Origin of the sequence: Pisciglobus halotolerans (assembly GCF_900113675.1) — a bacterium.
Taxonomy (GTDB): domain Bacteria; phylum Bacillota; class Bacilli; order Lactobacillales; family Carnobacteriaceae; genus Pisciglobus; species Pisciglobus halotolerans.
Map to the genome: position 1 here is coordinate 1 of NZ_FOQE01000021.1, position 23,094 is coordinate 23,094.

At 32.7% G+C, this 23,094-nt stretch carries 19 protein-coding genes; 2 read left to right on the forward strand and 17 right to left on the reverse strand.

Features of this window, described 5'->3' with window-relative positions; translation table 11 throughout:
- The 14 genes from BM057_RS07620 to BM057_RS07685 all read right to left on the reverse strand — a co-directional run.
- Nucleotides 1–1,099, reverse strand: a 1,099-nt coding sequence (locus BM057_RS07620) for a GW dipeptide domain-containing protein (RefSeq protein ID WP_177186199.1), incomplete at its 3' end; no start/stop codon positions are given.
- Between the two features lie 136 nt (nucleotides 1,100–1,235).
- Complete coding sequence (locus tag BM057_RS07625; protein ID WP_177186200.1) at nucleotides 1,236–2,333, reverse strand: glycosyltransferase family 4 protein; 1,098 nt, start codon at nucleotides 2,331–2,333, stop codon at nucleotides 1,236–1,238.
- A 105-nt stretch (nucleotides 2,334–2,438) separates the two neighbouring features.
- Complete coding sequence (locus tag BM057_RS07630; RefSeq protein WP_047390482.1) at nucleotides 2,439–3,866, reverse strand: lipopolysaccharide biosynthesis protein; 1,428 nt, start codon at nucleotides 3,864–3,866, stop codon at nucleotides 2,439–2,441.
- Nucleotides 3,850–4,767 (reverse strand): glycosyltransferase, encoded by a 918-nt coding sequence (locus tag BM057_RS07635; protein WP_177186201.1) that lies wholly within the window; start codon nucleotides 4,765–4,767, stop codon nucleotides 3,850–3,852. Before BM057_RS07635 ends, BM057_RS07630 begins: the two co-directional genes overlap by 17 nt.
- A 45-nt stretch (nucleotides 4,768–4,812) precedes the next feature.
- A complete protein-coding gene (locus BM057_RS07640; RefSeq protein WP_047390481.1) occupies nucleotides 4,813–5,745 on the reverse strand; it encodes a glycosyltransferase family 2 protein in 933 nt (310 codons plus the stop codon).
- A 44-nt stretch (nucleotides 5,746–5,789) separates the two neighbouring features.
- Complete coding sequence (locus BM057_RS07645; protein ID WP_092092635.1) at nucleotides 5,790–6,854, reverse strand: EpsG family protein; 1,065 nt, start codon at nucleotides 6,852–6,854, stop codon at nucleotides 5,790–5,792.
- A gap of 19 nt (nucleotides 6,855–6,873) precedes the next feature.
- Nucleotides 6,874–7,986, reverse strand: coding sequence for a hypothetical protein (locus tag BM057_RS07650; RefSeq protein ID WP_092092637.1), 1,113 nt, complete (start codon nucleotides 7,984–7,986; stop codon nucleotides 6,874–6,876).
- Nucleotides 7,987–7,999: 13 nt separating this feature from the next.
- Nucleotides 8,000–9,091: a glycosyltransferase family 1 protein gene (locus BM057_RS07655; protein WP_281246068.1), complete on the reverse strand. Its 1,092-nt coding sequence runs from the start codon at nucleotides 9,089–9,091 to the stop codon at nucleotides 8,000–8,002.
- Nucleotides 9,092–9,107: 16 nt separating this feature from the next.
- Entirely contained in the window at nucleotides 9,108–10,154 is a 1,047-nt protein-coding gene (locus BM057_RS07660; RefSeq protein WP_092092640.1) for a glycosyltransferase family 2 protein, read from the reverse strand.
- A 29-nt stretch (nucleotides 10,155–10,183) separates the two neighbouring features.
- On the reverse strand, nucleotides 10,184–11,569 hold the full coding sequence (locus BM057_RS07665; RefSeq protein ID WP_047390476.1) for a sugar transferase: 1,386 nt from the start codon (nucleotides 11,567–11,569) through the stop codon (nucleotides 10,184–10,186).
- A gap of 98 nt (nucleotides 11,570–11,667) precedes the next feature.
- Nucleotides 11,668–12,870 (reverse strand): hypothetical protein, encoded by a 1,203-nt coding sequence (locus BM057_RS07670; RefSeq protein WP_092092643.1) that lies wholly within the window; start codon nucleotides 12,868–12,870, stop codon nucleotides 11,668–11,670.
- A 178-nt stretch (nucleotides 12,871–13,048) separates the two neighbouring features.
- The gene (locus BM057_RS07675) at nucleotides 13,049–13,984 is read right to left on the reverse strand and encodes a glycosyltransferase (protein WP_092092646.1); all 936 of its coding nucleotides are present in this window, start codon (nucleotides 13,982–13,984) and stop codon (nucleotides 13,049–13,051) included.
- Between the two features lie 26 nt (nucleotides 13,985–14,010).
- Nucleotides 14,011–15,093 (reverse strand): glycosyltransferase family 2 protein, encoded by a 1,083-nt coding sequence (locus tag BM057_RS07680; protein WP_177186202.1) that lies wholly within the window; start codon nucleotides 15,091–15,093, stop codon nucleotides 14,011–14,013.
- Nucleotides 15,094–15,240: 147 nt separating this feature from the next.
- A complete protein-coding gene (locus BM057_RS07685) occupies nucleotides 15,241–17,097 on the reverse strand; it encodes an LTA synthase family protein (protein WP_092092651.1) in 1,857 nt (618 codons plus the stop codon).
- 636 nt (nucleotides 17,098–17,733) lie between these two features.
- On the opposite strand from BM057_RS07685, the gene BM057_RS07690 reads away from it, so the two are divergent.
- On the forward strand, nucleotides 17,734–18,471 hold the full coding sequence (locus BM057_RS07690) for a WecB/TagA/CpsF family glycosyltransferase (RefSeq protein WP_092092654.1): 738 nt from the start codon (nucleotides 17,734–17,736) through the stop codon (nucleotides 18,469–18,471).
- Nucleotides 18,472–18,618: 147 nt separating this feature from the next.
- Here the strand turns inward: BM057_RS07690 and BM057_RS07695 are convergent, their stop codons facing one another.
- The 3 genes from BM057_RS07695 to BM057_RS07710 all read right to left on the reverse strand — a co-directional run bounded on the left by BM057_RS07695 (nucleotide 18,619) and on the right by BM057_RS07710 (nucleotide 21,906).
- Complete coding sequence (locus BM057_RS07695; RefSeq protein ID WP_092092657.1) at nucleotides 18,619–19,788, reverse strand: cation diffusion facilitator family transporter; 1,170 nt, start codon at nucleotides 19,786–19,788, stop codon at nucleotides 18,619–18,621.
- 202 nt (nucleotides 19,789–19,990) lie between these two features.
- Entirely contained in the window at nucleotides 19,991–20,884 is an 894-nt protein-coding gene (locus tag BM057_RS07700; RefSeq protein ID WP_092092659.1) for a YihY/virulence factor BrkB family protein, read from the reverse strand.
- Nucleotides 20,885–21,636: 752 nt separating this feature from the next.
- Nucleotides 21,637–21,906: a helix-turn-helix domain-containing protein gene (locus tag BM057_RS07710; RefSeq protein WP_047392751.1), complete on the reverse strand. Its 270-nt coding sequence runs from the start codon at nucleotides 21,904–21,906 to the stop codon at nucleotides 21,637–21,639.
- Between the two features lie 178 nt (nucleotides 21,907–22,084).
- Here BM057_RS07710 and BM057_RS07715 point away from each other — a divergent pair, with 178 nt between their 5' ends.
- Nucleotides 22,085–22,996: a nuclease-related domain-containing protein gene (locus BM057_RS07715; RefSeq protein WP_177186203.1), complete on the forward strand. Its 912-nt coding sequence runs from the start codon at nucleotides 22,085–22,087 to the stop codon at nucleotides 22,994–22,996.
- The last annotated feature ends 98 nt before the right edge of the window (nucleotides 22,997–23,094 follow it).

The following is a 23,094-nucleotide window of genomic DNA, read 5'->3' on the forward strand; positions in this document are numbered from 1 at the left end:
TTACTGTTTTTTGAATATAAGGTCTTTCCGTTGAACCAGGTGCTTTTTCGCCTTTTTTCACTAAAACAATTTGAATAGCTTCTAGTCGTTTAGCTAGACCAGACGTTCCAGCCTCTGCTCCATTCTTAGCCCAACCTAACCATCCGTAACTTTCTGCATGAACACGATAGTAAATATCATAATTTTTTGCGTTTTCACCAGTTAATTGAATTTTGATGGCTTCCATCCTTTTTGCTTGGTTAGAAGTCCCGCTTAGTTTTCCATCACTGACCCAATCCATCCATCCGTAGCTTTGAACGTGAGTAGAATACTTTACACCCAAGCCTTTGACATCAGATAAATTGATTTTAATAGCTTCCATTCGTTTCTTTTGTCCTTCAGTGCCAGAAAGAACACCATCTTTAACTTCCGGCATCCAACCTTTGCTCTGTACGTGAGTCGAATAAAAAACAGAAGGAACTATAGTTTTTTCCTTTTTCGAAGAAAAAACTGTAGGTTCATCAATTTCCTCTGTTCCTTCCTTATTGATCCAACCAATAACCTGTCCATCGAGAGAAATAAGTACCCATGTGTCTTTGTTCGTTAAGACTTCTTTTTCAACATAGAGTAACTTATTTAAATAATCATCAGATTCTGAAACTTTTTCCGGCTTTTCAACACTACTTTTTTCAGAATAAATCGGAAGTTTACTGTCCTTGATTCGAATAGCATATTGAATCACTTTCTCCTCAATTACTTTAACTTCGCTTTCTTTTGCAGCATCAGACTCGCTATTGGAATCGGCTTCAATAGAATCTTGAGAACTGCTTTCATTTGATTTTTCTTCGGTGTTTTCTTCAAGTTCCCCTTCTTCTTCGACTTCACTACCCTCAAGTGGGATTTCGGGTTCCTCTAGATCTGTAGAATCAGAAGTTTTATTATGTATGATTTCACCTTGTGTTTCTTCTTGTTTAACATTTTCCTCAATTAAACTAGAAGAAGTTTGCGATTCCGAAGGAGCATTTTGTCCTTCTGCATAAACTAACAAAGGCGAGAAATTTGATGAAAATAATAAAACTACAGTTAATATGGTTACCTTTTTTTGATTCTTCTGCTTCATTTTTTCCTCCTGTCTTTTTAACGAACAGAATTATCATATCATAAAAAGAAGAAAGGCTATTCATGGATTTTGTTTTGTTTAAAATCTGTTCTTTTTTTGTCACAAAATAGCCATTAGCCCAACCTTTACTGAATATTTATATTTTTTCATTTTTGACGACGCAGGCATAAACATCTTCCGTTTTCTCCACCATATTTTTTAGCGAATATTGAGTAGCCGCTAATTGGAATACTTTTTCACCTTTTTTATAAAGGATTCCCTGCTCCCATTCATTGTAAGCTTCTTCTAAAGCTAATCTTATCTCATTTGAGTTGTTAGTTTCTACAAGCCAGCCGTAAGAGTCATTTGGTATAAGTTTTTTTATGTCTCCTACATTTGTTGAAATGAAAGGAACTTTTTGCCTTGCTGATTCTAATAATGTTAACGGAAAACCTTCGCTATAAGAAGTTAAAAGAGTCAAATCAGTTTCATCTAAAATGGATTCTATTTTTTCTTTTTTCAATGGTCCCCAAAATTTAACACGTCCTTTCAGTGGATTTTTTATTACTAAACTTTTTAATTCTGTCAGTAGTTCTCCTCCTCCAATGATATTAAGTTCATAACAAGTAAAGGATACCTTTTTCAAACTATCTAGTAATAATCGATGTCCCTTTATGGGATGAAGCCTTGCAATGATCGTTAAAGTAAATTTATCATTTTTATGACTTTCCATGTGTTTAGAATAAGTAAAATCTATCCCATTATAAATGACATAAATTTTTTCAGAAGAAATTGATAGTTCTGATAGCTTTTTTTTCAAGCTTTCTGTAACGACGATAATACCATCTGTGTGGCTAAGACTCATGAGGTTGAGTTGTCCAAAAACTTTCCCTTTTAAACCTCTATCAAAAAAGTCTTTAGTTGGATCACTATGGACTGTAGTTATCCACTTTGGTGAAATGCTTTTATGAATAAGAAAAACGATGAAGTTTGCTCTTGCTCCATGAGTATGAATGATATCGTACTTTCCATTCTTAATTATTTTTTTTAATTTTTTTAATATTGATAAGTCGTATCTTCCAGCTTGTCGCAGAACAATAACTGGAATTCCTTTTTCTCTAGCCTCTTTTGCCATTTCTCCTTCCTCTAATGTTAAAAGTTCTACTTTTTGCGATGAGAAGTTATTCAGTAAAGAGAGAATATGACTTTTCCCTCCACCTTCTTCTAGTCCTGCATTGATGTGTAATATTTTCACTGCTATTTTCTCCTTAACTGTATGAAGTATGAAGTTTCCTTCTAATTTTTTTATGTATAAAAAAAGACTTGTTTTCTTCATGATAAAACAAGTCTTTCTTCTCTTTTAAGAATTGCTGATAAACTCTTTAGCTAATTTCGCTTGTCCCGTAACAAAAATTCCTACGATGAAAACAATTAAGAAAGTCATTCCTTTAATGACAAGATTGCTAAAGATAGAAAATGGCAACGTTGGCATAAGGGTAAAGACAATCAGCTGTAATCCTCCCATTAGCATAGGTTTAACTAATGATTTGAAGAATTCCGTATAAGTAGATTCAAATAGTGTATACATCAAAAGATAATTATTGATCAAGAAATTAATGCTAAATGAAATTAAAATCATTAAAGCCACGTATTCAATTTTCCCTAGGTAAATACCAAAGAAAATACTAGAAATATTTAATACCGCTGAAATAATTCCAGACCGAAGCAACAAATCTGTTCTATTAGCTGATTGAAAAATAGCTCCAGTACTACTAGATATCATTTGAACCCATACAGAAATAGCAAGTATCTTAAAAGTCAAGATGCTGTTTCCCCATTGGCTACCAAATAAGAATAAAATAACTTCAGAAGATGAAAAGTATAGAAAGACAGAAAGTGGAACACCTAATGTTCCTAATACTTGTGTGATCTTTAAGTAAACTTGTTTGATTTTTTCTCTTTCCGACTCGTATTCAGACATAATGGGTTGGATAACAGGTGTAATAACATTTGTTAGTATTTGGTTTGGATAAAGTGAAACTTGATAAGCTTTATCGTAGTAAGCTACTGCACTAGATGACATATAGCGACCAATAAGAATTTTGTCGAGATTTCTTGAGAAGTAATTGATAAAGTTAAAAGCAAATTGGTTTTTAGAAAAAAGATAGATCTTCTTTAGAGAACTCATTTTTGTTTTATATTGCCACTTCAAATGAGATTGTAAATAAAATGCTATAAACATGACAAAAGCTTTTGCAATGTTTCCATAAATCAATGCATAATAACTAAAACCAGCATAAGCTAAAAGAATTGAAATAATTCCAGACAAAAGATTAGCGGCAATTGTTATCATATTAACATTAAAGAATCTCTTTTCTCTAAGAAGCATTGACTGTGGAACAACCAAAAGAGCGTATAACATAACACAAAAACCTAGAATAACTGAGATAGGTTTATAAACTTCATTTCCATAGAAAATACTAATGGGATATCCTAAAAACATAAAAATGATCCCTAGGAAAATAGCTAAGTAAAGAGAAAAAGCAAAAATATTCTTAATGTCTTTTTCATCTAAATTCTTATTTTGAATAATCGCTGGTCCTATACCGAAATCAGCTAGCATTTGAAAGAATATTAGAAAAACATTAATAACGGCAACAATTCCATAGTCATCTGGCGAGAGGAGCCGAGAAAGAATAGCATTTACAATAAGTTGAATAACGACATTCGAGTACTTTCCCAAAGCACTATAAAAAATGCCTTTTTTAAATTCATTTATTATTCCCATATCTGTTATCCCACTCTCTATTGATTGTTTCTTTTATCCTCTTGATAGATGAAAATTTTACTTTAACAGCAATCCACATGCTATCTACTAGATACGTTCTAAAAATTTTGCTGTCATTACCAAAACTTAGAGCCGATGATTGATCTTCTTTATGATAAATTTCCGCATTATCTGTATAGATCATCTTCAAATCTAATTTTTCCATTATGATAGCTAAAATATTTTCTTCATAATACAAAAAAGTTTTAGGATAAAAACCTTCCATTTGGTTTAAGTAATTGTCTGTGAGAAAAATAGCTGAACCATGGAGAATATATTTTCCTTCTTTTTTTTCATCTTCATCTTCATCTTCTACTGCAACGCTCTTTTCTTGATTGTTAAGGATACTTTTGTTAAAAGCTGTTTTCAAAAAAGTATAAAACTTAAGTATATCCCACTTTTCCAAAGTAAAATAAATAGCATCTTTTAGTACTCTTTTCGTAGTAATAGGCGTATATACTGGATTTTGATTTTTTCCATCTGATCCGATAATTTTCGTTCCTATAGCACCAATATTTTTATCGAAAGGTGTTTTCAAAAAATAATCTATATAATCTTCTTCGTAAAAAATAACGTCATTATTAACAATCAACACGTTGAAAATACCTAACTTTTCTTTACAAAAACGTATCCCTGCGTTGTTTCCTTTTGCATATCCTAAGTTCGTTTCTGTTTTTAAAACATGTATCTTTTTTTCTTTTTTATAAAGCTCGCTTAGAACTTTAAAGGATTCATTCTTCGAGTAATTATCCACAATTACAATTTCAAAATTTTGATTTGTCTGCTTTTTTAGAGAGTCAACACATTCAATCGTATCACTGTAATTGAGATAGTTCAGAATGACGATTCCAATTTTTTTCACCTGATTCATTCTCCTTTTATAGCCACCTAACTACTTTTGAGTTCTTCATTTTTCTTTCAAAAGATAAAAAATCATCTTCCATGTGTAAGGTCTCATTTTTGTTTTGAAAGATAATTGATCAAATCGCTTTTTTATCTCTTGATATCTCTGCTGTTTACTTAAAGAGTGGTCAGAAGCAATTCCTAAAAGAATATAATTTAAGATAAAACTTTCATAACCTAATTGGCTAAACTCATCTTTGTAACGAGTCATCCATTCCTCTGTAAAACGCCATCGATTGATATAGCCTACTCTATCTTTTTTTGGCACATCAGAATGATAAATAATTTCCGGCTCTTCTACTTGAATAATTTTTAATGAATGTTCTTTATCGAGTTTTAATAGCCAATCCCAATCTTGATGTTTTATTAACCCTTTAGTAAAAGGTGTTTCTAATAAAATATGTTTTGGTACAACAACAGTTGAAGTTTGGATAAAACCAATATTTCGTAAGCCTTTAGTTTCGAATAAGTAATCAATTATCCTTTTCTTTTTACTTTTTCTATAGTCAACATTGGGCAATTTATCATAAACAGGTTGGCTTTTTTCTTTATATCTCTTTAAAGATGTAAAGCACAAAAAGTCATCTTGACTTGATAACTTATCATTCGCAATTAAATCCATTTGAGCTGTAATTTTATTAGCGAACCATTCATCGTCATCGTCTAGTAAGGCAATATATTCTCCTTTAGCTGCTCTTGCTCCAATATTCCGTGCTTCGCTTCCACCTACTTTTTCTTTCGTCTCAATGTAGGTGATGGGTATTCTTTCTTCTTTTATTTCTCTTATCAATTTTTCTGATGCTGGTGACTCTCCGTCTACTACTACAATAATTTCTAAGTGTTGATAATTTTGAGCATAAACACTTTCTATAGCTCTTTTTAAAAAAAAAGTTCTATCAAATGTAGGTATGACGACACTAACAAGTGGAGTTTTCATTTTCCCTCTCCTTACATGGCAACAAAACTAGTGATGCTTTATTTTTAAATTCCAAAAATAGTATCATATGGAATATATTGATTATATGTTCCTGAAATAATAAAAATTAAGACAAAAATAACTAGAACAAAACCAAAGTACATAAACAGATTGATGACTTTATTTTTAAAAATATTCAATATAAAGTAAGGTACAATAAGTATTTCAGTAGTAGCAAACAACGTACTAATTCGTCCTCCAACAGTTCCCAAATTTCCTGCAGCTACTAAAGCTAAAGAAGCAAGCAAATAAGTTTTTAAAATCACTTCAAACTGTTCTTTCTTTTTTAAAGACTCTGGTCGATAACAAATGAACGAACCAAAGAAAATGCCTAATTGCATCCATAAAATTGGGTTTTTGATCCATTCTCCATTTGTATAGGCTGGGTTTGTAAAGTAAGCAATATACCTCCCGGGAATAGCCCATGAGTAAAGTTGTGGTATTTGAACAATAACGCCAACTATGAGAGCTATAATCAAAAGAACAAAAATTACTTGGAAATGAATATCTTTTATCATCTTATTGAATAAATAAGCAAGAACAAAAAACCAAGCTGTAATGTGAAAAAGAGAAGCTATAAAGACAACCATTAGAAAATGAATTGGCTTTCGTTTGACAATATAAGGAATAGCATATAATAAGATAATGCAAGCTAAAGCAGATCGTATTTGGCCCATATCTCTAACTAAAAAGAAACGTGCATAATAATAAGTGAGAAAGGTAGTAGGAAATGGGGTGTATTTGTATAAAAAGATTTCTAACAGCCCCACACTACATATAGCAAAGAAAAAGATAAAAGTATAAAAATTTAAACCAAGAGAAGAAAAAAGATGATTTATAAAAAGATACCCTTTTTCTGCATCAATATCATTACCTAAAATTGCCCTTAAACTTGCTGCTTTTTCGTAAAAGTTTTGATAAGAGGTGAAATCAAAACCTGTATAATATCTAAAGCCAGCAAAAAGCATCATTAAGCCACTTGCTAAAAAGGAAATATTCTTTTTTCTGAATAAAATTTCAGATAAAGCTAATACTATTAAAATGCTTAAAATACTCCAGTACAAAATCATCTCTTATCTCCTTTCATGTTTAGAATAGAATGATTTTCACTTCGGCTTTGTAGCTTTCTAATAGTGTTCGCTGCCGAGCATACCATTTTTTAGTCGTGCGACTTTTTTCACATAAAATCACAACTTCATTAGGTTCAACATCTAAGTCTATTTCATTTACATCTGTTGCTAATGCTATGAATTCTTTTGTTAATTCTTTGATACTGCTACTATCTTCAGTTATTTTTGTTGGAGTGTTTAGTTCATTTTGGATATCTTTCTCTATTGGGTGTTCTGATAAAATAACTTTTACCGGTTTTTTGGGATATCTTATTGCATGAACCAAACTCTCTCTTTTATCATTTGATTCTGAATTCAAATCAAGAGAATTCAAGTTTAAGAAAGTATCACTTGGCTTTTGAGTATAACTGAAAGCGTCCGTTATTTCTTTTGCTGTCAATGTTTTTATCAAGGCTACAATTATTCCTAATACAAAAGTAGCAATTAGACCAGCAATAGCCAAAGCAATGATTGTCGCGATAGAAGTATTGCCATTGCTTTCATGTGTGCTTTCAGCTGCTCCATTTAGTTGTTCAGAAGTTGTCACTTTCGGTACACTTACCATGTAAATACTTTTATTATTACCAAAGAAAGAAATATCCCCATTTTCGATTCCTTCATAATAAGCTTGAGCAATTTCCATATTTTTCTTGTCATTCCCAGTTCCAATTGTTAATGTGAGGACATATGTACTGTGGTCCAGACTCATATTTACGACATAAATAGGATTAGGCTCTATCTTAAAACCAATCTTTTCTTCGATATACTTCAAAGAGGAAGGTGAAATGAGAATTTGTTTCATCAAGTTGTAGTTCGTAAATTGTTCCGCTGAATTGTTTTCAATATAAAATTCAAAGGCAACTTGTTTCTCCTCTAATTTTTTTATTTCTTCTGTAGTTAGTGGATTTTTAGGGAGATTGCTACTATCCTCTACTGATTCACTGTCTGCTTTTTCAACTTTCGAATCAGTATATAAGGTATAACCTATTCCTAAACCATATAAAACAAAACTGATTATCATCGTAAAGATAATCGTTCTTTTATTATCTTTAAAAAAAACCCAAATATCTTTGAATGTGGGTAAGTTATTCATCTTATTTCCCCCGTTATTTTTCGTAGATTTTTTCTAATTGTTCAGCTGTTTTTTTCATATCATATTGAGATAAAGAAGGTAACGGTTCATTTGTATAGGGCTCTTCAAGTACTTTAGCTGCCCATTCTTCAGAAGATTGATTTAGAGACAAAAATTGAACATTTTTAGATAATTTTGTTTCTTTTGATACTTCATCAGAAAGAACTAGCTTAAGTTTAGCCGCTTGCGCCTCAACAGCTGAGATAGGCAACCCTTCATACAAAGAAGGCATTAAAAAAACATCCATAGCTTTTAAAAGTTCAGGGATATCATCTCGTGACCCTAAGAATTGAACGTGATTTTCCATCTTTTTTTCTTTAACAATTTGTTTGATTTCTTTTAACAAAGAGCCTTCCCCAATCAGTAGTAATGTTGCATTTGGTTGTTTTTTTAATACTGATTGAAAAATATCAATCAAAAAGCGATGATTCTTTTGCTCTTCAAATCGACCAATGTTACCAATCACAACATTATCTTCTCCTATATTGAGTTTTTTCCTGATATCCTTTTTACTTTCTGTTACATTTTGGTATTTTTCTAAATCTATACCATTGGGAACAAAAATAAATGGTTGCTCATTTCCATATAATGCAATTCCTGCTTCATTAGAGCAAGCCAAATAATCAGTTGCATTCTCTTTCATTAATTTGTCAAACACTTTTCTAATACCTTTGTATACAAGATGATTTCCTTTACCGTCAGAAGTTGCATGACTATGCACGATTCTTTTTTTAATGCCTGCCTGATTTGCTAACCATAAATTCAGTCCGCCTCCAAAGAAAACTTCGCTATGAACGATATCAAAGTGCTTCTCTTTTAACAAATCGTTTACTGCTTTGATATATCCGATAATATTCTTTTTAGGATTTGGAACACTATAGATTTTTCCTCCAAGATGATGAATCTCTTGGTTATATGTCTTAACATCTTTAAAATCGTTATAAATTAAAAAATCAAATTGAAACTTAGAACGGTCAATGTTGCGATAAGCATTCATCATAAATGTTTCTGCTCCGCCTTTCCCCATTCTTCCTTGAAAATGTAAAATTCTTTTTGGATGACTCATTTAAACATCTCCTGCTTTAAAAATTTCCTTTCAGTTTCTCAATTACTTTAGGCGAGAGAGTACTCAATAAATATAAAACTTTAGAGACAGTATAAACAAGAAAAACGTTTTTGGATTTAAACAACCAAGCCATTACTTTTCTCATTGTCGAGTCCGTTGACCCTATTTTAACTGCTAGTTCCACATCAGAATGATGTAAAATAGTCTTAATATATTGTCTCTTTTGCTTGTAATTAAATGGACAATCTTTACTATGAATCGGAATAATACAAGACATCACGCCTTTTAGAAAAAGAGCACTCGAGCCTTCTTTGTGCAACTTTGTCAGTTTTAATAGTTCTCTATAAAATTCAACAAATGTATCAAACTTATTGATAAGAAATTTATTAGTCAAACTGTTCTTTCCATCAAATGAATAATGATAAAGAATTTGTTCAGTCGATAAAGCCTTGTTTACATGCTTATAATAAGCTATGTTAAACAATCTGTCTTCGCAACTTTTATACGGCGGAAATTTAATAGCAAACTGTTTTATAATATCTAAACGATAAACTTTATTCCAGATAACATACATCAGTTGCTTATCCATTAAGAAATAAATAGATTCTAAAAAGTCTGCTTTTTTTGAAAAAACTTGATTAGGTGCTACTATTTTCTTTTGATCTACTTTTTCCATACCATCCATCACATTCATCAAATACGAAGAAATCACTAAGTCAATGTCAGGTTCTTTTAATAACTCAGCATACGAAGCTAATGTTTTTGGGTGAATGGCATCATCAGCATCAATCATCAATAAATACTTTCCATTCGCAATATTGATTCCTTCGTTTCTAGCATTTCCTGGACCATTATTGGGAATAGTTATATAACGAATGCGAGAATCTTGATAAGAATAAAGTTGCACCACTTCTATTGTCGAATCAATAGATCCATCATTAACAATAATCAGTTCAAAATTTTCAAATGTTTGCTTTAGAATACTTTCAATTGTTTTGCCAATCGTATTTTCACAATTATATGCAGGCATAACAATACTAAAATAAGGGAATATTTTTGCCATCTATTTTTTTCCCTTCCTTTTTTAATTATTTACTTTAACACTTTGATTGAAACAGGTATTTCTTTTTTCGCTAACATTTCTTCTTCATCTAAACCTTTTGAAGAAACTTTGTCGAATAAAATTTTGATCGTTTGTAGCATGATTTTAATATCTAGTAAAAGAGTGTATTTTTTTATATATAATAAATCAAAATTTAATTTGCTATTAAAATCAGAAGCATATTTTCCATATACTTGAGCATAGCCTGTAATACCAGCCCGAACATTATGTCTTAAATAATAATATGGATTTTCTTCTTGAAACTGCTCAACAAAAAACGGTCTTTCAGGTCTTGGACCAACAATAGACATATCTCCCTTGAGGACATTAAATAGTTGTGGAAGTTCGTCTATTCTCAAAGCACGGATATACTTCCCAACAGTAGTCACACGAGCGTCATTAGAAGAAGCTAAAACCGGACCTGTTTCTTTTTCTGCAGTCGTACTCATACTTCTAAACTTTAAAACATTAAACTCTTCTCCATCTTTGGTAATCCTGACTTGTTTATAAAGGATAGGACCTTGGGAAGTTAATTTGACTAAACAAGCTGTAATGAGCATGATAGGCGAAGCAACGATGATCAGCAAAACAGAAAATAAAATGTCAAATAATCTTTTGACTACACCGTCTTCAGAAGGAATTTCAAAATTAGACACTTCTATTATACTCTCGTCTTCAATATTCATAATATTAGGGTTTACTAAAACTAAATTTTCAAAACTAGTATTCAAAAATATTTTTTTCTTTTTAGCAACTAACAAATCATAAATACGCAATTTTTCAGCTTCTTCGATTTCACTAGCAAGGTATACAATATCAATATCATTAAGATGGCTTTTAATGTTAGAATAATAATTTTGAATAGCTGCATATTCAATAATGTGACGTTTACTTTTAGCATTCCCAATATTAAATACAGCGTTTTTAACATCTTCTTCTTTTCCTATGATCATCATTTTTTTGCTACCATTGAATTTTTCGTAAAGTCTATAAACTACTATTCTCCATAAGAAAAGAAAAATAAAGCTCAGCAAGAAGCTAATTAATAAAACAGATCTTGGAAAGGTAAACCATCTTCCGAAAAAGGTTACCGCCATAATAGATACTGTCATGATTAGTTGGATAATAACCGTTAAGTATAAAAAGTCAACGACTGACTTATTATACAGGACGTATACGCCAAACAACACATTTAATAAAATAAAAAGAATTGTTATATAAATAGCAGATTCTTTGTATGCAGCATAATTATAGTTTGGAATATTCCCACTATAACGTAAATAAAAAGAAAATATGATTGATAAGTGATAAATTAACGCATCAAAAATACAAATCATCACTTTTTTTAGTTTTCCATATCTTTCTCCTTGTCCCATATTCATTTCCTCCGTTCAATCTCTTTAACTCTCTAATTTATGATATTACCATAATTTATTTTAAAATTATATGCAATATCTGTTTCTTAAGAGTAGCTTTAATTTTCTTTTGGTATTTTTCCTTGCTTGTGCCCTACATAAACGAACAAGAACAATAAAAATAACCAAAAAGAAGGACCTAAATAACCACCTTTTTGAAAGTTTAGTGCAATAAATAAAATCCCTAATTCAATGTTCTTCATCAAGATCCAAATAGTAAAAATGATGCTCAATGAAAAAGCAACCACTCCTAAGTCAGATAAAATGTACGCATAGACATTCCAAATAGCAGGAGTATTTCCTATGCCATTCCCCATAAATAGATGTTCTTTATTTACGTATCTCCAACTTCCAAATATGCGAAAGAATGCAGAAAGGTCTTCACCACTAATGATATCTAAACTACGAACAACTATTGTTTCATAAATGGTGTCCCAAAAAATATAGCCAAATATAAACATGGCAGCTGCTCCTATTAGGATGGAAGGATGCCAATGAAACTTTTTCGTCCGATACTCTTTCCAAAAGTAAAGTATTTGTTGAAGAAGCATAATCCCGATGGCGCTATACGAAAACGTTAATAGAATGGTAATTGTTATGATAATGGAATATATTTTTTTTATTTTGATACCAGACTGATTAAAATAATTCATTCCTAGCACAATATTGAGGTAATAACCTAAATAAGAAGGCTCAGAAAAGATACTTCTGGTTCGTATCCAATTAATGTTCTCATTGAATGCATAACTTAATAAATCTTGTCGAGTCCAATACCAAAAAAAATGATAAGGCAATAATCCATCTGTGTAAATAGCAATCGTTATATATACACCGATTGCACAAACTATAACAGCTATCAAGTTACTCTTTTGTAGTAAAACTCCTTCAAGTTGTTTACTTTTTATAAAGTTATAAGTTCCCACTACTACTATGCTGTAAAAAGTTGTACGTATCAGGCCAGCTATACCTGCATTAAAATGAAACTCTTGATTCCATAAATAATTAGAATAGATATTAGCTAAAAGGATTGCTATGTAAGCAATCAACCCAATAGCTTGAGCTTTAGTAATAGACAAATTTCTGCTTAGAATCAATAAAAGTAAAACTAAACCTAAAAGATAATCACTCAATGTAACAATTCCAATCGTCCAATCAGTAAAGACAAATGCTATACTGACTAGTAAGACAATGAAGAGATTAAAAAAATCCTCTTTTTTTCCCTTTAACAGCCATTTATTTCCATTATATTCATTTACCTTCATTTTTCTCTCGCCTACCTGTTGAATAAGATAATTTTTAAATGTTTTTGACAACAATCGTATTTAACTTGATGTCTAAAACTCTAAAACAGTAGCAAAGGGAATTGAAAACTTGCTCTGTTTATCTCTCATTAACTTAATATGTGACTATTTCCACTGTTTTGTTGATAAGTTATTCACTTTATTGCTTATTTCTAACAATAGACAAAACTTTCAAGTACAATTCATCCTTAAGAGAAATTGTACTTGATTGCTTCAAGTATTTTTGTTTGTAATTTTCGGGTAATTTTTTCTTTGTCATACCAGAATATATTGAGAGGAGTTGTCTTTTAATTAATTTCTTTTGTTTTCTATTATATATATCTAAATGATGCATCTTTTCTAGTTCTTTAAAAACAACAAAATAAGAGTCAAATGAATTTTTTTCCTGTTCAAATGTTTTATTTGTCATAATAGATCCTCTTCGATAACGGCGATGATAATAAGAGTGGTTATCATAACACATCGAATGAGCTGCTACAAAAATTTGAGTAGTAAATAATTCATCTTCATGAATAATATCTTTTTTAAATCTAATATGATTATTTATAATCAACTCTCTTTTCACCATATACAAAGCAACAGAAGAAGCAAAAGTTTTTCTGTTAAAGTCATAACTGCTTTCACCATACACTCTACCTGGTTTTAATCTATGACTAAAATCATAACTATTCTCTTTTAACTCACTGTCTTTTGGCACGTTATCATAAAAAGAAATGCCGTTAAACCGAATAAGATCACAATGAAAGGTTTCTAATTGTTCAACTAGATTCTTAATCATTTGTTTTTCTATAAAATCATCCCCATCAACAAAAAGCAAGTATTTTCCAGTTGCTATTGATATCCCTTTGTTTCGCGAACAGGATAGCCCTTTATTTTCTTGGGTAACAATTTTTACTCGGTCATCTGAAGCGTAAGAAGTAAGTATTTCTAAACTTTTGTCTGTACTGCCATCATTGATCAAAATGATTTCAATTGATGAATAACTTTGCCCTACAATAGAATCCAAGCATTCTTTGATATACTCTTCAACATTGTAAACAGGTACGATAACTGAAACTAGCGGTTTATTAGACATTTTTTTTCCTTTTCTTTTCTACAAATTTAATGATTCATTTTATTTTTTAAAAGATTTACCCATTCTATCCTCTTGTTCCCCATTTTTACTCTTAACTCCATGACTCTAAGAGCTGAAAGAATTTTATTTCTATTTAACAGCGTGACCAGCGTTAACACGAAAGGATTTTTTTCATTATTCCTATTTCTTTCTTTTAAAGCATCTTTTATCTTTTCTTTTTTTAAAATCGATTCTACTCTTAATTTTTTCTCTTTAGCACTCATAGGACAGTTACAAGAATTTAAATTAACTAGTTCTAAATACACAGCATTCCAATACTCTTTATAGATAATATTTTTGAATTTCTTATCCATACCTAGCTCACGTAAAACCAATTCTAATTGTGAAGCAATATTCCATTCAGACTCAAATCGATCTTCTCGGTATCGATTTACAGAAGAACCATGTCTGAATACATAGTGGTAGTAAGCACTTTTGTTGACACTAATAGACTGTACATATTTAAGGACCATGATATTAAAAAGAGCATCTTGTCCTACATTTTGATTGGTAAAATAGATATCATTTTTTTCTAAAAAAGTTTTTCTATACATTTTGTTCCATAAAGCATATGGATGAAAATCATATATTTGCTGGAATTGTTCTCTGAAATCTTTTTTATTCTTCACTCGTTGGGCTAAGGGATATTTTTCCTCAATTATTTTTTTATTGTTCTTTATTATTTTTTTATTGTTCTTTATTATTCTTTCTTCATAAAAACCAAATACGATCATTTCAGATTTTTCTTTTTCTATTATTTTCATGTTTTCTTCAATCAAATGATGGGAAAGGTAATCATCTGGATCAGCAAAGTAAACATATTTCCCTTTAGCAATTTTCAAGCCTTCATTTCTTGCTAAACCCGATCCTTCATTTTTTTTATGAATCACTTTTATCTTTGAACTTTTTTGTTTATATTGATTACAAATTTCCCCTGATTTGTCCGTCGATCCGTCATTCACTAATATAATTTCATTATCTTGAAAAGTTTGGTTTATAGCAGAGCTGATAGCTCTCTCTAATTGGTCTTCAACATTATAAACAGGCATGATTATTGACACAGTTACCATAATAATCTCCTTTAACTTTCTATACATTCAACTTAGACAGTATATCATACAATTTTTATCTTCTCACGGCAATAAAAAAAAGGATTCATGCCACTTAAAAGTTGATTTATTACTTTCAACTACTTAAAGCAGCATCAATCCCTTTTATTATTTACTTAAGTTGTAAAAGCCTAATTTTTCTGCATAATTACTTCCTACTGACAAATCATATAATATTTTATCATAATCAGATAATAATTCATTTGTTTCTTCTGATAACTGATTACGCTTTTCTTTCATTTCTCCAGCATCTTTTTCTATATAAATACCTGTTTCAAAAGCTGGAAGTTTTTTTTCTAATTCAAACAACAGTGCTTCATAAGGAGTAACTTTTCCTTTGTTAGCTGACAAGATGTGATTAACAAAGAAAATTGGACTAATAGTTTCCATTGATTTTTCTTCGTACTGATAGTTTGTGTAAATCATAAGGGGTGTTTCATGCATGACTTGTCGTCCATTTTTTTCCATTAAGTCATACCCGTAAAAACCAGGAAGATGGTCACCCCAAAAGACGACCATCGTTTTTTCTTTGAAATGATCTAAGTATCCCAATAAATCTTTTAGCGCATCATCGCTATAAGCTAAGTCTTGATAATAATTTATTGCTTCTTCATCATCTGCTGAGCCACTTGCATGGAAGGGGGTGTTTGGATACTTTCCAGTATATTTAGTATGATTTTGCATGGTTACTAAGTGTATGAAGTCTTTTTTATCTGTTTCTTCCATTCTTGTAATAATTTCTTTATAAGCTGATTCATCTGAAATATAACGGTTATTTTCTTTTATTTCTTTATGATACATAGTGTCTTCGTTAACAAACTCATCAAACCCCATGGAACTGTATACATCTTTTCGTTTGTACATTGTAGTATTGAAAGGATGGATAGCTGTAGTAAAATGGTTGCTTTCTTTTAAATAAGACAAAATAGTAGGATACTGTTCAATTTGCTTGGTTAACTGAATGTAAGGAGTAGTAATATTACTGGCTAAAGGTTCCATTGATATTCCGGTAAGTGCCTCAAATTCATTATTTGCTGTACCACCACCATAGCCTTGAGAAAGAACTTTTCCACTTTGATTTTCCTCCATCAGTTTACGCGTATTTGGAATAGGATCTTTTGAAATAGTCATTCCTTCTATTGCTAGAGGATCAGAAAAACTTTCATTCATAATGTACACAACATTTATATCTTCTAGTTGATTATTCCTTGCATTGTTTATTTCTACAGCTTTCTGTTGGTACTTCTTCACAACCTGTTTTACACTTTCTTTTGAATACCCTTCAGGAAGCTCTACCGCTGGTGCATTAAGGTTGTATAAAAAACCTGGTATGAATCCATTTCCTTCGTAGTTCATTTGTTGACTAAACGTTGTCCAGTAGGCATTTTTATCAAAATAAGCTTTTACATAATTCTCAGGTTGGTTAAATTGTCCAACATAATAAATAAGCATGCTAGCAACAACAAAAATAACTGACCTAATGAAGTAATTAACTCTTGTATGCTTAAACGTTGTTTTTTTATAAATAAAAATGCTAATAATTGTAGTTGCAATAATTAATAAGGAAAGCAAAACAATAAGCCAAGGACTGACCATGCTCAAAAGAAAAGGTAAACTTTTTATTAGATCAAAATCAGAAGGATAAAGGGGTTCTCCCCTGAACATTAATTTCTGTTGATTAGCTATTCCAATGACAACAGAAAGAATTAAAGTCACAAAAAAACTAAGGTATAGATTTCCAAATAAAGCAGTAAACCACAAAATGATAGTAAAAATAATAGCTGAGCTTAAAAAGAACAGTAATGTTTTCGAGTGGAAAACCTGTGCCATCAAGTGGTCAATATCAAAGTTCAATTGGAAAAGCTGTAAAATTAGGTTAATAAGGACAGCCATTCCCATAGCAAAAAAAGTATATAACAATACTTTTCCTATTTTTCTTTTACTATTTGTTTCTTTTCCTAACACTTTTTTTCCTCCTAGTCTCTTAAACTATATCTAATTTAATACTCGCTAAATTCAATACTACTTTTTGATGCAAGACCCGAATTCAATAAGGCTATTATCGCAAAAAAGCAATGATAATTAAAGGAAATTTGAATTTTGGGTTGTTTATAGATCTTTTATTTGAACTAAATTAACACCATCCTATGACTAGCCTAGTAGTTTTAATGTTAATATTGACTTATAAACAGAGTCAATATAAACTTGCAGTTAAAGAGAAAAATTGAATAGAAAGAAGAGAAAAAGTTATTTGTTTTAAGTTGAATTGTCATGAGTATTTGAATAACTTTAAATAATTATTGAAGATTAAATAACTGTTTCTATTAGGTATGTCGTTAAATTCTTTTTAAAATAGCAACCTGAGTATTTTTTTATTTTTCTGATTAACCTTCCTATGTTATAGCTCTAATAGGAAATTAAATACTTACTAAAAGACGACTAGAGATATTTTTGAAAGTGTTAAAAATAAAATTAGAGGATTACGACACCAGAGAAAGCAAAAAAGCTTACATAAATACTTTATTAGCATTTCTCTCTTAATTACATCTTGATAAGAGAGAAAGATGCGACAAAAAAAGCAATAAAGGATAGAGAATCTATATGGAACGAGAAAAAGTCAATGTGATTGGCATAGTTTTCGATAATTATACGAAAAAAGAATTTATACAATTTTTTTTAGAACGGATTAATAAGAAAGAAAAAACTTTCGTTGTAACAGCTAATCCGGAAATTGTAATGTTTGCAAAAAATAATCCTTTTTATTACAAAATTATAAAAAAAGCAAATTACGTCGTCCCAGATGGAGTTGGGGTAATTAAAGGTGCTCAGTTACTTGGCTCCCCCTTAGCGGAGAGAGTACCTGGATTTGAATTGATGTTGGCTTTGTTGCAAGAAGCCAACTTAAACCAATTGCGGGTTTATTTCTTAGGTGCAAAACAAGAAGTTGTAGAAAAAGCCGTTGCACAAGTAAGAAAAGATTATCCTCTCATTCAAATCGCTGGGTATCACGATGGTTATTTTGATCTAAAAGATAAAAAAATGATCAATGAAGTTCAAGGAACCCAACCAGATATCGTTTTTGTAGCACTTGGTTTTCCTAAACAAGAAAAATGGATCAGCCAATATTTGGAAACAGCAGAAAAAGGAATCTTGATGGGTGTCGGCGGCAGTTTTGATGTTTTATCAGGAAACGCAAGACGTGCCCCAAAGTTTTTCTTAGATCATAACATTGAATGGTTTTATCGCTTACTGAAACAACCAAGCCGTTTTGGAAGAATGATGGCTTTGCCAAGGTTTTTGGTGGAAGTATATAAACAAAAAATAAGAACGAAGAGATAGAATATACCTGTTTCTTCGTTCTTATTTAGTTTCAATAGCTATTTTTACAATTGCTTTTGCATAAACTTTTATTGATTCTAGCTTGTTCTCTATATTAGTTGGCTCTACAAAGGGACCCGAAATTTCTTAGATACAAAGAATTTTCATCTATTTTCTCAACAAGTAGTGCCGATCAAAGTCTATGTCGGTCTGGTAGTCGCCGATTTGCGTTTGGATATCGTGCTGGATTTTGGCTAACAGTTCTTCATTTGTTAACTCCGTGTCTTCAGGCACCACGACATCAAAGGTCAGCAATGGATGAGTACCTTTCATTTCGATGCGAAAGTCGTGAAATTTCAGGTTCAGCTGGTACGATTTCAGGATTTGTTTGATTTTGTCGTAGATGTAATTCTGCTCTTCACTGTGAATGGCGACAGGATCCAAATGGCAAACAAGGTTGATCCCCAAATTTGATTTGACCTTCTTTTCAATATCGTCGATAACATCGTGTGCCTGATTCAAGCTCCAGCTGTCGTCGATCTCAATGTGGACAGACGCAAATTTTTGATCTGGTCCATAGCTGTGGATCAGCAAGTCATGATAGCCGATGATGGATTGGTAGTCATCTAAATAAGCCGTCATCTGATTGATCTCTTCTTCGCTCGGACGCGTTCCTAGCAGGTCGTTGACGAAACTGCTGATCATTTTAAAGCCGCTAATAATAATATAAATCGCGATCAGCAATCCGACGTACCCATCGATCTGCCAGCCCGTAAAGTGTTCGATAGCTGCTGAAATCAGCACAGTAAGCGTCGTGTACACGTCGTTAAAGCTGTCTTTGGCATTGGCAGAAAGCGTCTTGGAGTCGATATGACGGGCAGTTTTTTGATAAAAAAGACCTTGCCCGATTTTGATCAAGATCGATACCGTCAACAGCACAAAAACAAGTGTCGACATTGTTGGGCTGATAGGGTCCATGATGCGTTCAATCGATGTTCGCAAAAACTGTCCGCCAACATACAGGATGATAAAAGAAATGATCAGGCCGCTAATGTACTCGGAGCGCTGATGGCCATAAGGATGTTCTTTGTCCGCAGGCTTGCCGGCGAAATAAAAGCCGACCAACGTCAAAATGGAGGAGGCAGAGTCGGACAAGTTATTCATGGCATCCGCCGTTACAGCCACACTCCCCGTAACCAAGCCACTGAAGAATTTGATCACGAACAGGATCAAGTTGGAAAACAAGCCGATATATCCCGCTGCTGTTCCAAAACCTGTTCGTAAATCGCTGCCTTTCTGTTCACTTTTTTGTTCGATCCAGTCGAAAAATCTTTCCACGTTTACCCCACCTAAATTAAAACTGATTCATTTTTCAAATGTGTGTATTTACCAAAATCCGTTCTTTGATTTGAACAAATGATGCTCTTTTTGCTGCGAATGCTACATTTATTGCGTCAGTTGCTAAATACAACTTAATATCCTTCACCTTCATCGGTCTTCTATTTGCTCTCTCTATCTGCGTGCTCATTTGCTTGCAGCTTCAATGTTTGTTCGAATGGTTTCTACTTGCAACTACTTCTTTTTCTTGATTTTTTTGGTGCTGATAGGAGGCAATCGATGCATTCAATATGCCACCCAACGTAATGATTACGCCAGAAATTTGCAACCACAATAGCAGTAGGACGATGGTTCCCAGCGCGCCATAACTTTGCGGACTTTTGAAAAAGAACGTCACGTAGATTGCGAAGGCTTGCGAAACGAAAATCCAGCTGAGCGTCGCAAATAACGCGCCCGGGAAAATATCTGAAAAGCGCAGCTTCACATTTGGTACGACGTAATACACCAGACAGAAAATAAAGAATAGCGCGAGCATCGTTACCGGTGATCGATAGTGTTGGAATACTTCCGAGATGGTTCGCTGCAGATGAAACGTCTGGGTGATATAGTCTAGGATCGTTTGCCCGAAACCAAAGACCAGCATTAAAATGGCTAAACCTAAGATCAAGAATAAAGTGACCACGACGGAAAAGAGACGCGCAAAGACGACATTCTTGCGCTGCTCTGTTTCATAAACCAAGTTCATGCTATACTGCATCGCGTTCATACCGCGGCTCGCCGACCACAGCGCCCCGATCGAAGCGATAGAAAGGACTCCGGTATTGGATTCGTTGAACACACTCTTAATGACGCTTTCCAACTGGTTGAAGATATAATGCGGCATCGCCTCTTCTATGTAAGGCATGATCGTCGAGATATCGAGGTTCAAGTACGGCAAAATATTCCCAGCCACGATCAGCAAAGGAATCAGCGACAGCAGGAAATAATACGCCAGCACTGCCCCAGTCGGCCATACCTGTACCTTGCGCATCTGTTCACGCAGAATATTAAAAAAAGTTTTGGATTTCGCCCAATACGATCCTCGGTCGTTCAACATGTGAAAAGCTCCTTTTCATTATCTCCTCTAAGTATACTGAATTCAGCCAAAAAAAACTACCAGCGTTGCTTTTCTATCGATTGCTGAAGCCTGTTCGGCGGTGAAGACTCGTCTGGGGACGAGTCTTTTCCTATTTATTATTGAAAAAGTTTGAAGCTGATATCGTATTTAGTGCAGTTAACCGGTTCAGCAGTCATTCTTTTAATGATGAAGAAGACTCGCCGGGGCGAGTCTTTCCTATTGAAATGAATGCAGTTCAAGAATTGGTGGTAATATCTTTTAATGACCAACTCAAACTTATTGCAGCTCCTGAGTTTGTCATTAACGCCTTTTATTGACCAACTCAGACTTGTTGCAGCTCTCGAGTTGGTCATTATCGTCTCTTATTGACCAACTCAAACTTATTGCAGCTCTCGAGTTGGTCATTATCGTCTCTTATTTGCCAACTCAAACTTGTTGCGGCTCCTGAGTTTGTCATTATCAGCTCTTATTGACCAACTCGAACTAATTACGGCTCCTGAGTTTGTCATTAACGTCTCTTATTGACTAACTCAAAGTTGATGAGTCTTATGAGTTGGTAATATGTAACCTTTTTTACTCGATTTGTTCTTTTTCAAAATGAAAGGAACGGACAATTGATCTGTCCGTTCCTCATTATTCATCCTCAGTTGACTTTAATAAACTTGCTCTAATTTTATTTCACAGAAAGTTTTTATTTAATTAGACAAAATGAAACTCCTATTAGTCTCTAGCTATTTGCTCGGAGTTTTATCAATAAATACAAGTTCTAGATTTAATCCTTCTGCAATCTTTACAACCGTTTTTAATGAAGGAATATAAGATAAGTTTTCGACACGAGCAATTTGTGCTTGCGTAACTTTTGTTTTTTCGGCTAATTCTTTTTGTGTTATATTCTGTTCTTTGCGGACGCTGGCTAACAATGCTGTTAGTTCAAGTATACTCTTATCTTCTTGAGAAATACTATTGATATCTTTTTTTAAGTCTTCCCATTTCATTGTCATCAACCTTTCTTACGTGCCAACCAATCTATTAGCGTCTTCTTTTATTTAATGCTACCTGTTTAGTAGTAGCCTTTGCAACTTAAGGTATCTCATGGGATGATCTTTTTATTTAATTAAAGTTTTTTAAATGAAATTCTTTCTTTTTACGCATATTAATGGTAAAAGGAGTGATGAGATAATGTTAGTTGTTAAACGTCGGTGCCAACCAGTTAACTTAGCAATTTTAACAGCTCTAAATAAACGAATGGAGCTGCATCATGATGAAAAGCAATACTTGCTTAATCTTGAAAAAGGGTTTGAGGGAGAAACACAATTTGATAGATTAGTTGAGCAGCTGACATGTGAGGGATTAGTGCTGAACGATTTGCTGCTGACTATCAATGGAACGACTTGCCAAATCGACTCGCTGATCGTGACTGCCAACACACTTTATCTGTATGAAATCAAAAATTTCGAAGGGAATTTCCAATACAAATCAAATCAGCTTTACACTTTTTCAGGCAAAGAAATCAATAATCCATTGACTCAATTAAATCGCACAGCAACGTTGATGCGTCAACTGATCAAACAGTTAGGCACTGATTTGGAACTGGAAGCTGCAGTCTTATTTATCAACCCTTCTTTTATGTTGTACGAAGCTGCTGTTGATAAACCTTACATTTTTCCAGCACAACTTCAAGCGCATTTTGTGAAAATGAACCGCGACTCTTTGCCCCTTTCCAAAAAGCACCAATTTCTTGCCGACAAATTGATCAAGCTGCATCATAAAGAAGGGGTTTTTCCTCATCAGCTCCCGAGTTATGCTTATGATAATTTGAAAAAGGGGTTAACTTGTATACACTGCGGCTCATTCGACTTGTCACTAACACAACGAAAGTGTCGCTGCAAGTCATGCGGACATGTCGCTCCGATTGAGACAGCATTCTGTGCTCAAGTAGAAGAATGCAGGTTGCTCTTCCCTGAATTGCGCATCACAAAAATCTTGATGCATGACTGGTGCGGAGGCGCACTACCAATCAGGAAAATTGCTCCCTTATTATCGACCAATTATGAAAAATGCGGAGACAAACGTGGTCGTTATTATAAGTAATGAGTGTTGTTTTTAAGCTGAAAAGACTTGTCCACGACGAGTCTTTTCCTTTTTATCTTTAGATTTCATTTTATGCACTTAACCCCTTATTGTAGATG